This window comes from Burkholderia cenocepacia (assembly GCF_014211915.1).
In the GTDB taxonomy this organism is placed as follows: Bacteria; Pseudomonadota; Gammaproteobacteria; order Burkholderiales; family Burkholderiaceae; genus Burkholderia; species Burkholderia orbicola.
Window position 1 is genome coordinate 2,767,749 of record NZ_CP060040.1, and the last position, 12,655, is coordinate 2,780,403.

Below are 12,655 nucleotides of genomic sequence, written 5' to 3' on the forward strand. Positions count from 1 at the left end.
AGGGCCGCGCCACGTTCCTGCGCGCGGTCAGGCGCCGGCCGCCGATTCCGGAAACACCGGCTCGCCGAGCGTCAGCATCAACCGGTTCGCCCACGCGAAGATCGCGATCGCGTGCGACAGGTCGAGAATCTCCTCATGCGTGAGCCCTTCGGCTTCGAGCGCGGCGATGTCGCTTTCGCCGATCGCGTCGGGCCGTTCGGTCAACGCGATCGCATAGCGGACGATCGCGCGTTCGCGCGCCGTCGTGCCGGCCGTCGCCGGATCGTCGAACACCTGCTCGATCGCATCGGTGCGTTTCGCGAGTTGCGCGAAGCGCTGCGCATGCACCGACGCGCAGTACACGCAGCCGTTCACGCGCGACACCGCCGTGCTCGCCAGTTCACGCTCCGCGCGCGACAGCCCGCCGGGGCCGTACATGATCGCGTTGAACACGCCCGAGCGCTGCCGCAGGATTTCGGGCAGATGGACGAGCAGCAGGTAATAGTCGGACGTTTTCGCTTGCGGATGGCTCGCTTCGAGCACCGCGAGCTGTTCGGGCGTCGCGGCGTCGAGCGAGACCGTGTCGAGCCACGCGCGCCAGCCGAGCGTGTCGGACGTGAAGCCGTGAGTGGCCGTCGTCATGCGGCCTCCTTTGCGGCACGTGCCTGAAGTGCCCGCGCGGCAGCGGCGACACGCAACTGATACGCGACGAACGCGACGAGCTGCGACAGCGCGACGATCGCGGGTGTCGTGAGTCCGGCCGATTTCAGCGCGTCGAGATCGGATGCGCGCGCGTCGACCGGCGCGTGCGTCAGGCGCTTCGCGTGCAACAGGATCGCGCCGAGGCGGCGCGGCAGTGCGTCGAGCGCGTCGGCATCCGCCCGTTCGATGTCGTCGAGCGTGCCGCCCGCGTCGAGCAATCGGGCGCGATAGATGTCGGCCAGCGCGTGCGCATTCGACTGCCGCGCGACATACCGCGCCGCGTGCAGCCGCTCGATCAGCAAAAGATCGGGCAGCGCGGGATCGAACAGCGCGGCTTCGCTCAGTCGCGTCGGAAGCAGCACCTTGTCGCGGGCGCGGCGCAGCGCGGCGACGGCGTCGCCTTCCCGCAGGCCGGCTGCCGCGTCGATCGTATCCGGCACGGCGGCCGGCGTGATGGAGTCAGTCATCGGTTCGGTGTTCCTTCATCGTCAAAGTGATCGAGGGCGTCGGCGTCGCGCCATTCGTCGCCTTGCAGTTCGGCATTCGCGTAGGCGACGAGCGCGTCGTAGTGGCGGTCGCGATCGGCATCGAACAGCCGGCTCGCAATGCCGCGCGCGAGCCGCTTCGCACCCGCGCTGATGGCCGGGATATCGCCGGACAGCTTGCCGTGGCTCAGACTCGCCGCGTGGTTGAAGCAGTGGATGCGCGTGACGGCCGGGCACGCGCCGCGCTCGCGCTCCTGAAACGCGAACGCGGGGCCGAGATCGGGCGACTCGGCGAGCTCGTCGAGCCACAGCGCCGGTTCCGGCCGATAGCGATCCTTCCAGCGCCGCACGTGCGCGCCGAACGACGCGAATTCGTCGCGCGTCGTCCAGTCCGAATGAAAGCCCGTCGCGAAGATCAGGAAATCGACCGTGTAGCGGCCGCGCGGCGTCGTCACGTCCAGCCCGTCCGCATGGTCGGCGAGCGTCTCGATCGGGCTGCCCGCATGGAAATGCGCATGGTCGTGGCGCGAGACGCGCAGCACGCTGTCGCGCGGCGGCGGCGTCTGCGACGTCAGCGCGTAGTGCATGAAGCGCCACTTCGTCGCGTCGTCGAGATCGGCGTAGCCGTGTACGAGGCCCGGGCTGCCGATGCCGGTCAGCTTGTTGATGCGCGGAATGTCCGCACGGCGGAAAAACAGGTCGACGCGCGCGGCGCCGGCTTCGAGCGCGGTGCCCGCGTTGTCGAACGCGGATGCGCCCGCGCCGACCACACCGACACGCTTGCCCGCGAGCGCGGCGAAATCGATCGGCTCGGACGAATGGGCCCAGCGCGTGCGCGGCGCGCGCTGCGCGACGGGCGGCACGTACGGGCCGCCGAGACCGTCGCGGCCGGTTGCGAGCACGACGTGCCGCGCGAGCAGCGTGTCGCCTTCCCCGTTTGCGCGGATGTCGAGCGCGAGCAGGCCGTCCTCACGTGGACGCAGCGCGACGAGCGTCGTGTCGTTGCGCACCTGCAGGTCGAGCACGCGCCGATACCAACGCAGATACTCCATCCATTGCGGGCGCGGGATCTTGTACAGCGCGTCCCACGCGTCGCGGCCATATTGCGCTTCGAACCACGCGCGGAACGTCAGTGCGGGCAGCCCGAGCGCGGGGCCGGCAAGCTGCTTCGGCGAGCGCAGCGTCTCCATCCGCGCGAACGTGACCCACGGGCCTTCGTAGCCGGCCGGCGCGCGGTCGATCACGCACTGGTTGTCGATGCCGAGCAGGCGCAGCTCGGCGGACGCCGCGAGCCCCGCCATGCCGCCGCCGACGATCGCGACGTCGAGCACGCGCACGCCGTCCGCTTCGCGCGGCGGCACCCATGACGGCGCGGGCAGGTCGAGCCAGCGCAGGTCCTGCGCGAGCCGTGCTTCGAGTGCGTCGAGCTGGGCCGTCATGCGGCCTCCGGGCGCGCGCGGCGTGCACGGGTCGGGCGAGGCGGTCGCGCGGTGCGGTCGGTGCGCAACCGGTCGCCGCGCAGCAGCGCGTCGTGCGCGGCGGCGTCGTGAAAGATCACGTCGTCGAGCAGCGTGCGCGTCGTGCGATGCAGCGCGTCGAGCAGCGCATCGACGGCCGCCGTGCGCGCCTTGCCGGCCGGCGTCGCGACGCCGAACGCGAACGGAATGTCGACGTCGAGCGCGCGCGCGACGACACCCTCCACCGGCAGCGCGACCCCGGTCGCCGGATCGACGATGCCGATCCCGATGCCCGCGCGCGCGGCCATCACCGCATTCAGCGACGCATTGGTTTCGATGAACACGCGCGCATCGACCCGCGCGGCCGCGAACGCCGCATCGATCCGCTGGCGCAGCCGGTGCCGGTTCGCGACCGTCACGATGCGGCGTCGCGCGAGGTCGCGCAGCGCGATACGCGGCTTCGTCGCAAGCGGATCGTCAGCCGGCAATACGGCGACGCAGGGCGTCTGCGCGATCCAGTGCACGTCGAGCCCGGCATGCGCCATCGGCAGCGTGACGACGCCGACGTCGGCCGTGCCGGCCAGCACCTCGTGCACGACATGCTCGGCCGATTCGCTGCGCAACTGGTAGTGCGGCGCGTGCGCGTCGTCCGGCAACGCGGCGAGCGCGGCCGGCACGAGCGTGGCCGCGAGCGACGGCGTGGCCGCGATGCGCACGGGTTCGGCGGTGTCATCGCCGAGCGCGCGGGCCCGCGCCTCGATCGCGCGCAGCCCGACTAGTGAGCGCTCGACTTCCTCGTACAGCAGGAACGCGCGGCGCGTCGGCGTGACGCGCGGGCCGTGCCGGTCGAACAGCGCGTAGCCGAGATCGGCTTCGAGTTCCTGGATCTGCCGCGTGACGGCCGGCTGCGAGCGGCCGAGCAGTTCGCCCGCGCCGGTCACGCTGCCGGCCGACATGACCGCGGAAAAGGCTTCGAGTTGATGCAGCTCCATGACGCGTTCCAATGATGCGATTTGCGCATTGTAGAAGTGTGAGCATGCGCGATTCATATAATGATTTTTGCTATCGACAGCGGGAAAACTGCGAAGGGCGCGACCGTCGCGGCGGCCGGCCCTGCGCGCATGCGCGCCGGTTGCGCGGGGTGACGAGAACGAAACGCCAATCGAATCAACGCGATGCGATGCATGCCCGCATGTCGGTCGAGGCAGCGGGCATTCATGTCGATCGCGAACGTCATCCGCTTCGCGCCGCATGCGATATCGATATGCACAAAACTTCGTTGGAACGCTATGACCCGGATGGTTACATGCCCTCACTCTTTTCGATTGACTGAAGCTGGGGGACGCATGAACGTTTCGGGGAACGACGCACGCGGCGCATGGCGACGCGTGCTGGGCACGGTGGCGGCGCTCGCTGCCGCATGGGGCTTGTCGACGGGCGGCGCGCTCGCGGCCGGCGTGTCGGGCGAGCCGGTGGTGATCGGCGTGAGCGGGCCGCTCACGGGCCAGGACGCGCAATACGGCGAGCAGTGGAAGCGCGGTTTCGATCTCGCGCTCGACGAGATCAACGGCAGCGGCGGCATTCACGGCCGGCCGCTCGCGATCGACTTTCAGGACAGCCGTAGCGACCCGCGCCAGGCGGTGGCGATCGCGCAGAAGTTCGTCGCCGATCCGCGCATCGCGATCGAGCTCGGCGATTTCTCGAGCGCGACGTCGATGGCCGCGTCGCCGATCTACCAGCGCGGGCAACTGATCCAGTTCGGCTTCACGAACTCGCATCCGGATTTCACGAAGGGCGGCGACTATCTGTGGAGCACCGCGCTGAGCCAGGCCGAGGAGCAGCCGCTGCTCGCGCGCTACGCGGTGAAGGAACTCGGCTTCAAGCGGATCGCGGTGCTGTACCTGAATACCGACTGGGGCCGCACCAGCAAGGACATCTTCGCGAAGGCGGTGACGGGGCTCGGCGCGCAGGTCGTCGCGGCCGAAGGCTACCAGCCGGCGGAGAAGGATTTCCGTTCGACGCTCGTGCGCATCGGCGAATCGAAGCCCGATTCGATCGTGCTGATCTCCTATTACGCCGACGGCGCGCAGATCGTGCGTCAGGCGCGCACGTCGGGCGTTGCACTGCCGATCGCGGCGGTGGGCTCCGTGTATTCGCCGAAGTTCCTCGAACTGGGCGGCGCGGCCGTCGAAGGCGTCTATACCGAGTCGAACTTCTTCCCGGCCGAACCGCGCCCCGAGGTGCAGGCGTTCGTGCAGCGCTATCGCGCGAAATTCCACGCCGATCCCGATTCGTTCGTCGCGCGTGCTTACGACGCGCTGATCCTGTCGGCCGAGGTGCTGCGCCGCTACGGCACGACGCGCCAGGCCGCGCACGACGGCTTCGCGAAAGTGAGCGACGTGCCGAGCGTGATCTTCGGCAAGGTGCGTTTCGATCCGCAGACGCGCCGCGTCGCCGGCGCGCGCACGGTCTATCTGGTCGTGAAGCAGGGGCAGTGGGCGCTGTGGGACGGCGCGAAGCCGCAGCTCGCGGCGCGCTGAACCCGACATGAACCGCCTGCACCTGACGGACGCATCGTGATGGCTTCCTGGCTCGACTACACGCTCAACGGCCTCATCGTCGGCAACATCTACGCGCTGCTCGCAGTCGGGCTCGCGCTGATCTTCGGCGTGTCGCACCTGATCAACTTCGCGCACGGCTCGGTGTACATGGTCGGCGCGTTCATCGGCTGGCTGTGCCTGACGCGCTTCGGGCTGCCGCTGCCGGTCGCGCTCGCGGCGGTCGTGGTCGGCTGCGGCGCGCTCGGCATCGCAATCGAACGGATCGGGCTGCGGCCGCTGCGCCATGCCGCGCGCATCGCGCCGCTGCTCGCGACGATCGGCATCAGCTTCATCCTCGACCAGCTCGCGCAGCTCGCGTTCGGCGCGGACCCGCGCGCGGTGCCGACGCCGCTGCCCGACTGGCACGTGCGGATCGCCGGCGCGACGCTCGGCTCGCTCGACTTGCTGATCGCGGGCATCGGCATCGCGGCGGCCGCGCTGCTGTACGGCTTCCTGCGCTTCACGCGGCTCGGCTGGGCCGTACGCGCGACCGCGCAGGATCGCGACGCGGCGCTGCAGATGGGCGTCGACGTCGATCGCGTGAACCAGACCGTGTTCGCGATCGCGTGCGCGCTCGGCGGCGTGAGCGGGCTGCTGGTCGGCATGTACTACAACAGCATCGATCCGGCGATGGGTTTCCAGGCGACGCTGAAGGGCGTGGTCGCGCTGCTGATCGGCGGCCTCGGTAACGTGCCGGGCGCGATCGCGGGCAGCCTGCTGCTCGGTCTCGTCGAAAGCTACGGCGTCGCGCTGTTCGGCACCAGCTACCGCGACCTGTTCGCGTTCGGGCTGCTGATCGTATTCCTCGTGTGGCGGCCGAACGGCTTGTTCAGCGCGAATCGCGCGTTGCCGCCCGAGCCGATGACGGGCACCTTCCTCGCCGCCGCGAAAGCGGTGCGCGTGCCGCGCCCGGTGCTCGCCGCGCTGGTCGCGGCGGCGGCCGTGCTGCCGTGGCTCGGTGCATCGCCGTACGTGCTGCAGACGCTGACCAACGCGTGGCTGTACGGGCTGCTCGCGCTGAGCCTCACGCTCGTCGCGGGCACGGTCGGGCAGATCTCGCTCGGCCATGCGGCGCTGCTCGTGATCGGCGCGTATGCGTCGGCGCTGCTGTCGTCGGATCTCGGCTGGTCGCCGGCGGTGACGATCCCGTGCGCCGGTGCGATCACGGCCGTGCTCGGCACGCTGCTCGTCTATCCGGCGTTCCGGCTGCGCGGGCACTACGTGTCGATCGCGACGCTCGGCATCGGCGAGGTGGTGAGCCTCGTGATCCTGAACTGGGACGGCCTGACGCGCGGCCCGCTCGGCATCACCGGCATCGCGCCGCTGCCGTGGGCGACGACCGCGCGCGCCGCGTACTGGTTCACGTTCGCGGTGCTCGTCGTGTTCGCGCTCGTACAGATGCGGCTGCTGCGTTCGCATCTGGGCCGCACGCTGCGCGCGGTGCGCGAGGACGACGTCGCCTCGCGTGCCCACGGCATCGCGCCGAACCGCTACAAGGCGATCTCGTTCGCGGTCGGCGGCGTCGCGGCCGGGGTGAGCGGCGGCATCGCCGCGCATCTGTACAGCTACATCAATCACCAGACCTTCGATTCGCAGGTGTCGATCCTCGCGTTGACGATGGTGATCCTCGGCGGGCTCGGCAACGTGCTCGGCGGCATCGTCGGCGCGATCGCGCTGATCGGGCTGCCCGAACTGTTCCGCTGGGCGGCCGATTACCGGATGCTGATCTACGGCCTCGTGCTGCTGCTGCTCGTCCGGTTCCGGCCGCAGGGCCTGCTCGGCACGGTGTGAGGAGGAATGCGATGACCACCACTCGACCCCTGCTCGACGTGCAGGGTTTGACGCGCCGCTTCGACGGCGTGACCGCGCTCGACGGCGCGAGCCTGACGCTGGCCGACGGTGAACTGCTGAGCGTGATCGGCCCGAACGGCGCGGGCAAGTCGACGCTGTTCAACCTGATCGCGGGCGCCGACCGGCCCGACGCCGGCCGCGTGACGTTCGACGGCCGCGACATCACCGGCACCGCGTCCGAACGGCTCGCGGCGCTCGGCATCGCACGCACGTTCCAGCACGGCCGCGTATTCGGCAACCTGAGCGTGCTCGACAACGTGCTGATCGGCGCGCATGCGCGGTTGCGTGCGGCGCGGCCCGGCTGGCCGGCGCTCGGCGCGGCCGCCGAAGTGCTGCGCGCGCTCGTGCGGCCCGCGTCGGTGCGGCGCGAGGAAGCCGCACTGCGAGAAGAAGCGCGCGCGATCGTCGCCGGGTTCGGCGAACGGCTCACGCCGCGCATCGATCATCCGGCGCACAGCCTGTCGTATGCGAACCGGCGGCGCGTGGAGATAGGCCGCGCGCTCGCGCTGCATCCGCGCCTGCTGCTGCTCGACGAGCCGACGGCCGGGATGAACGAGACGGAGACGGCCGAGATGCTGCAGTTGATCCAGTCGCTGAAGGCGCGCGGGCTGACGATCCTGTTGATCGAGCACAAGCTCGAACTCGTGATGCGCGTGTCCGACCGCGTGATGGTGCTCGACAACGGCGTGAAGATCGCCGAAGGCGCGCCGCGCGACGTGCGGCACGATCCGCGCGTGATCGAAGCCTATCTCGGCCGCCGCCACGCGGGCGGCACGCCGGCCGAGCGCACCGCGCAGGCGGCCGCATGACCGTGCAATTCTCCGTGCCTGATACGACCATGACCGACCCGCTGCTGAAACTCGAACATCTCGACACGTTCTACGGACCGGTGCAGGTGCACTTCGACGTGAACTTCGAGGTCGGCCGCGGGCAGATCGTCAGCCTGCTCGGCGGCAACGCGAGCGGCAAATCGACGACGATGAAGCTGATTCTCGGGCTGATGCGGCCGAAGCGCGGCGTCGTGCGTTTTGACGGCGACGACGTGACGGCGCTTGCGACGCCGCAGCGCGTGCGGCGCGGGATCGCGGCCGTGCCTGAGGCGCGGCGGCTGTTCGGCGACATGAGCGTGCGCGAGAACCTGCTGATGGGCGCGTACACGCGCGGCGATCGTGTGGCGGTGAGCGAAGACTACGAACGCGTGCTCGACCTGTTTCCGCGTGTACGCGAACGGCTCGCGCAGCGCGCGGGCACGCTGTCGGGCGGCGAGCAGCAGATGCTTGCGATGGCGCGTGCGCTGATGGCGCGGCCGAAACTGATCTGCATGGACGAGCCGACGATGGGGCTGTCGCCGCTCTACGTCGACAAGGTGCTCGAACTGATCGACGCGATCAACCGGCAGGGCGTGACGGTGTTCATGGTCGAGCAGAACGCGAGCCTCGCGCTGGAGATCGCGCACTACGGGTACGTGCTGCAGACGGGGCGCGTCGTGCTCGAAGGGCCCGCGAAAACGCTGCTCGACGATGAGCGCGTGCGCGATGCGTATCTCGGTGGGGAGGCGGTGGCGGTGTAGCGGGCGCGGCGTGTTTCATCGCCCGGCATTCGCTGAGTTCGCGCCGTCGAGCTTGCCTTGAAGCCTGCGCTCGGGCTCTGTCCGATGCAAGTGAACCGCGTAGGTTTCCCAAGGGAGCTCGATATCCTGTGCCGAGACCGCAGCTGCCTGAATCATCAGTCTGCCCGCTTCGCCACGATGATAGCCGCCGTGCGTGACGACATGGGTCAGCATCTCTTCGCGCGTCATGTATCCGTTGTCGCCATCGGTAAACACAAAGGGAATCGATTCCGACAGCATGTCGGGTGTGGCGGTTGCCACATAGTCGAGATACCAGCGATCGAGCGTGGCGAATGCCGCGCGCAGCGCTTCCGGCTCCGGCGTGTCAGGCGTGTTGTCGGACACGAAGCCGTGACGCTCGCCGCTCAGATGCGCGGCGAATATCCGGTTCACCACGAGGCAATGGTTCATCAGCCGCAGCGCGAGATGACGGGCTTGCGCATGCCGCTCTGCGTCGAGCCCCGACATCGCCTTCAGCATTTCGTCATTGGCCCATGCCTGGTAGCGCAGCATGCGGGACAGGAGTGCGTTCGCGCTCATGGTCGTTTCCTCGTCGGGTTCACCTAATATGTGAGCATCGCCACCATTATTTTCAGTGGGAGCCCGCATGTCCACTCGCGTTTCCAATGCCGCTGCCGCGATGCGCAAAGCCCCGCGCCAGGCCCGTTCGCGTGCGACGGTGGACGTGATCGTCACGGCCGGGGCTCGCGTTCTCGACAAGCACGGGTGGGCCGGCTTCACGACCAACGAGGTCGCGCAGGTCGCCGGGGTGAGCATCGGCTCCGTGTATCAGTATTTCCCGAACAAGCTCGCGTTGGTCGATGCGATCCGGCGTCGCCATTTCGACGACGTGCTCGCCGTGCTGCAGCGCGCGCATGATCGTCGGGCGAGCGCCGGGCGTCGGCTCGAAGGCCTGATCGGCGACCTGATCGCCGCGCACCGCGATTACCCTGCGCTGCACCGGGCGCTGCTCGATCTCCCTGATCCGGGCGGTGCGAAAGATGCGTATGACGCGTTTCAGAAGGAATATCTGCGCCGGTATGCGCTGATCGTTGCCGCGTGTCGCGGGCGTGCGCCGGTCAAGGCCGATACGTTGACCGCGCAGGTGCTGTCGTCCGCGCTCGAAGGCGTCGTGCACAACGCGGCCCGGCGCGGGTTGCTGGGGGATCCGAAACTGAAGCGCGAGCTTGTCAGGCTGGCCGGCACTTACCTCGAAGATCACCGCGCGGCGACGGCGAATGTGCGTTCATGAGGCGACCGGAAAAATCGTAATGGATACCGAAATTCACGGTAGATTGACGCTCTCCTGATTTCGAACACCACGGGGTTGCCGCGCCATGTTGACCTATTCCATCCAGAAAGTCGGTTACGACTTCAATCAGCTCGATCAGCAGGGCGCGACCGACTATGCGTCGTTCGTTCATGCGTTCGATGCGTTCCCTTGGGGGGCGCAGCACGTCGAATGGAACGAGACGCAGGACGGCCCGCTGCCGGCGCTCGTACTGCAGCATGCCGACGATCAGCGTGAGCTGTGGGTGACTGCGTTGACGGATGCGCATTCGGACGGCTTCCAGTTGAATGCGGTGTCCATGCGGATCAAGAAGGGGCTCTTCGGCATCGGCAAGGGCAAGCTGGAGCAGCACGTCGACACGATCGACGTGAGGAAGCGCGTCGACGTCGATGCGTTGTTCCGGTTGTTCTGCGACCGCCAGTATGACGAACTGGATCAACGGGTGGCGCGGCATGCGCAGCGCAACGCCGACGACGATCGGGGCAGCGACGACTGAACGCGTGTCGCCGCGGTGGCGTTCGATCGAGCGTGCGTGCGCCGGATCTGAGGTTGCTTAAGCGTCGCGTGCAGCCTGCGTCGCCGCCGCACGCGGAAACGTCAACACCACCGCGAACCCGCCCGCATCGGGAAACGCAAACCCGACGCGCCCGCCGTGCGCCTTCATCACTTCCTGCACGATCGCGAGCCCGAGGCCGGACCCCGTGCGCCGTTCGCTGCCGTCCGGCGCGATCCGCACGAACGGTTGCAACGCCGCGTCCCAGTGCTCGCGCGGCATCCCGCGCCCGTTGTCCGTGACGGTCAGCGTCACCGCTCGATCCACGTTGCCTTGAGTCGCGACCGCCACGACGATGTCATCCGCATGCCCATGCAGCAGCGCGTTGTGCAGCACGTTCGACAGCGCTTCCTGAAGGCTGATCGCATCGCCGTCTATCCACGCATGCGGCGCGTCGCTCGCGAACGCAACGGCTACGTCGCGTTCGCCGGCGAGCGGAATCGTGCGGCCCAGGACCTCTTTCGCGAGCGCGACGAGTTCGACCGGTTGCAGCGGCACGGCCTCGGTGCGATGAATCACCATCGCGTGATTGAGCAACTGCCCGGTGAGCCGGCCGACGTCCGACGAGGTCGCACGCAGCGCATCGAGCCGCGCCGCGTGACGCGCGGGATCGGATTCGCCGTCGAGCAGCTCGATCTGCGCGTCGAGCCGCGCGAGCGGCGTGCGCATCTGGTGTGCGGCGTCGGCGATGAAGCGCTGCATCGCGTTGATCCGCTCGGCGAGGCGGTGCATCAAGCCATTGATCGACCCGATGATCGCGTCGATCTCGCTCGGCGTATCGACGGCCACGGGCCGCAGGTCGGCCGGGTCACGCGCGGCGATGATCGCGCCGATCTGCGCGAGCGGGCGCAGGCCGCGCCGGATCGCGAGGCCGCTCGCACCGATCGCGAGCACGCTCATCAGCAGGATCAGCGTCCACACCTTGAGGCTCATGTCGTTCGTCAGCTGCTGGCGCGCGTTGGTTGTCTGCGCAACCGTCACGAGCGCCCAGCCCGGCGTACTTTCCTCGGGCATGTAGCGCGCGATCGTCGCGGTGCGGACCCGATGCCCCTGATAGACGGCATTCGCGAACGCCGGCCCCTGTTTGGCGGCGGCGAGCGTCGCGGGGCTCGCGAGATCGTGGTAGCCGGCCACGACCACGCCGCGCGAATCGACCACCTTGTAGTAGACGAGGTCGTAGCGCGACAGCGTCGACAGCGCGGCCACCGGCGGGTTCAGCGCGAGCACGCCGCCTTGCACGTACAGGTTTTCCGCGACCTGGATCGACGCGCCGGCGAGTAACTGATCGTATGCGCGTTCGGCGGCGACGCCCGCGTAGTAGCGCGCGATCGCCGCGAGCGCGAGCGCGCCGGTCGCGACGACGAGTGCGATGAACAGCAGCGTGCGGCCGAACAGCGTCTTCGGGAACCAGTCAATGCGCGGCAATCTGATACCCCATTCCGCGTGCGGTGCGGATCTCGACCGAGCTGCCCTGCAGCTTCTTGCGCACGCGGGTCACGTATTGCTCGACCGCGTTCGCGGTCGGCTCGTTGCCGAAGCTGAACAACTGGTTCAGCAGTTCTTCCTTTGAGAAGATGCGCTGCGGGCGGCTCGCGAGGATTTCGAGCAGCGCGAATTCCTGGCGCGACAGCGACAGCGGCTGGCCGTCGAGCTCCGCGAGGCGGCTGCTGCGATCGATCACGAGCCCGCCGAGCGTCAGCACGTCGTTCGCGTGGCCGCTGTTGCGGCGCAGTAGCGCCTGCACGCGCGCGTCGAGTTCGCGGTAGTCGAACGGCTTCACGAGGTAGTCGTCGGCGCCGAGGCCGAGGCCGCTCACGCGGTCGTCGATCGCCGAGCGCGCGGTGACGAGCAGCACGGGCGTCGTGCTGCCCGACGCGCGCAGGTGGCGCAGTACCGTGAAGCCGTCCATGCCGGGCAGGTTCGCATCGAGCACGACGAGATCGAAGCGCTCGACGCGCAGCAGCCCGTTCGCGGTCGCGCCGTCGGTTTCGAGATCGACGGCGTGGCCGAGCCGGGCCAGCCGGCTGCGGATCGCCGCGCCGATTTCGGCATCGTCCTCCACGACGAGAATGCGCATGGTGCCGTTTGCAGGTAGGTGAATTAGGGGTTTTCCCGGGGCCGGGATGTC

At 68.8% G+C, this 12,655-nt stretch carries 14 protein-coding genes; 7 read left to right on the plus strand and 7 right to left on the minus strand.

From position 1 onward, the window contains the following. Nucleotides 1-27: 27 nt before the first annotated feature. Genes SY91_RS28805 through SY91_RS28820 form a run of 4 tightly spaced genes read right to left on the minus strand, consistent with a single transcriptional unit; the run spans nucleotide 28 to nucleotide 3,615 of the window. Nucleotides 28-621 carry a peroxidase-related enzyme gene (locus tag SY91_RS28805; RefSeq protein WP_023476118.1) on the minus strand — a complete coding sequence of 198 codons (594 nt, stop codon included), beginning with the start codon at nucleotides 619-621 and terminating at the stop codon, nucleotides 28-30. Beyond that, the gene (locus SY91_RS28810; protein ID WP_023476117.1) at nucleotides 618-1,148 is read right to left on the minus strand and encodes a CMD domain-containing protein; all 531 of its coding nucleotides are present in this window, start codon (nucleotides 1,146-1,148) and stop codon (nucleotides 618-620) included. Before SY91_RS28810 ends, SY91_RS28805 begins: the two co-directional genes overlap by 4 nt. Then, nucleotides 1,145-2,605 (minus strand): NAD(P)-binding domain-containing protein, encoded by a 1,461-nt coding sequence (locus SY91_RS28815; RefSeq protein ID WP_023476116.1) that lies wholly within the window; start codon nucleotides 2,603-2,605, stop codon nucleotides 1,145-1,147. The genes SY91_RS28810 and SY91_RS28815 overlap by 4 nt, the downstream gene beginning before the upstream one ends. Further along, a complete protein-coding gene (locus SY91_RS28820; RefSeq protein WP_023476115.1) occupies nucleotides 2,602-3,615 on the minus strand; it encodes a LysR family transcriptional regulator in 1,014 nt (337 codons plus the stop codon). The genes SY91_RS28815 and SY91_RS28820 overlap by 4 nt, the downstream gene beginning before the upstream one ends. Nucleotides 3,616-3,659: 44 nt before the next feature. Here SY91_RS28820 and SY91_RS28825 point away from each other — a divergent pair, with 44 nt between their 5' ends. The 5 genes from SY91_RS28825 to SY91_RS28845 are packed head-to-tail and all read left to right on the plus strand — an operon-like array spanning nucleotide 3,660 to nucleotide 8,644. After that, nucleotides 3,660-3,956, plus strand: coding sequence for a hypothetical protein (locus SY91_RS28825; RefSeq protein WP_175769398.1), 297 nt, complete (start codon nucleotides 3,660-3,662; stop codon nucleotides 3,954-3,956). A 13-nt stretch (nucleotides 3,957-3,969) separates the two neighbouring features. Further along, a complete protein-coding gene (locus tag SY91_RS28830; protein ID WP_023476113.1) occupies nucleotides 3,970-5,163 on the plus strand; it encodes an ABC transporter substrate-binding protein in 1,194 nt (397 codons plus the stop codon). A gap of 39 nt (nucleotides 5,164-5,202) precedes the next feature. Next, nucleotides 5,203-7,014, plus strand: a complete 1,812-nt coding sequence (locus SY91_RS28835) for an ABC transporter permease (protein WP_023476112.1) — start codon at nucleotides 5,203-5,205, stop codon at nucleotides 7,012-7,014. Between the two features lie 11 nt (nucleotides 7,015-7,025). Further along, complete coding sequence (locus tag SY91_RS28840; protein WP_023476111.1) at nucleotides 7,026-7,883, plus strand: ABC transporter ATP-binding protein; 858 nt, start codon at nucleotides 7,026-7,028, stop codon at nucleotides 7,881-7,883. Next, entirely contained in the window at nucleotides 7,880-8,644 is a 765-nt protein-coding gene (locus SY91_RS28845) for an ABC transporter ATP-binding protein (protein ID WP_006479711.1), read from the plus strand. Before SY91_RS28840 ends, SY91_RS28845 begins: the two co-directional genes overlap by 4 nt. 15 nt (nucleotides 8,645-8,659) lie before the next feature. Here SY91_RS28845 and SY91_RS28850 read toward each other — a convergent pair whose 3' ends face one another. Further along, nucleotides 8,660-9,223, minus strand: coding sequence for a DinB family protein (locus SY91_RS28850; protein ID WP_023476110.1), 564 nt, complete (start codon nucleotides 9,221-9,223; stop codon nucleotides 8,660-8,662). Nucleotides 9,224-9,290: 67 nt separating this feature from the next. Here SY91_RS28850 and SY91_RS28855 point away from each other — a divergent pair, with 67 nt between their 5' ends. Continuing rightward, nucleotides 9,291-9,935: a TetR/AcrR family transcriptional regulator gene (locus tag SY91_RS28855; RefSeq protein WP_023476109.1), complete on the plus strand. Its 645-nt coding sequence runs from the start codon at nucleotides 9,291-9,293 to the stop codon at nucleotides 9,933-9,935. Nucleotides 9,936-10,020: 85 nt separating this feature from the next. Next, entirely contained in the window at nucleotides 10,021-10,470 is a 450-nt protein-coding gene (locus SY91_RS28860; protein ID WP_023476108.1) for a hypothetical protein, read from the plus strand. A 57-nt stretch (nucleotides 10,471-10,527) separates the two neighbouring features. Here SY91_RS28860 and SY91_RS28865 read toward each other — a convergent pair whose 3' ends face one another. Beyond that, entirely contained in the window at nucleotides 10,528-11,952 is a 1,425-nt protein-coding gene (locus SY91_RS28865) for a sensor histidine kinase (protein WP_023476107.1), read from the minus strand. Next, on the minus strand, nucleotides 11,939-12,604 hold the full coding sequence (locus tag SY91_RS28870; RefSeq protein WP_006479706.1) for a response regulator transcription factor: 666 nt from the start codon (nucleotides 12,602-12,604) through the stop codon (nucleotides 11,939-11,941). Before SY91_RS28870 ends, SY91_RS28865 begins: the two co-directional genes overlap by 14 nt. Nucleotides 12,605-12,655 lie beyond the last annotated feature (51 nt).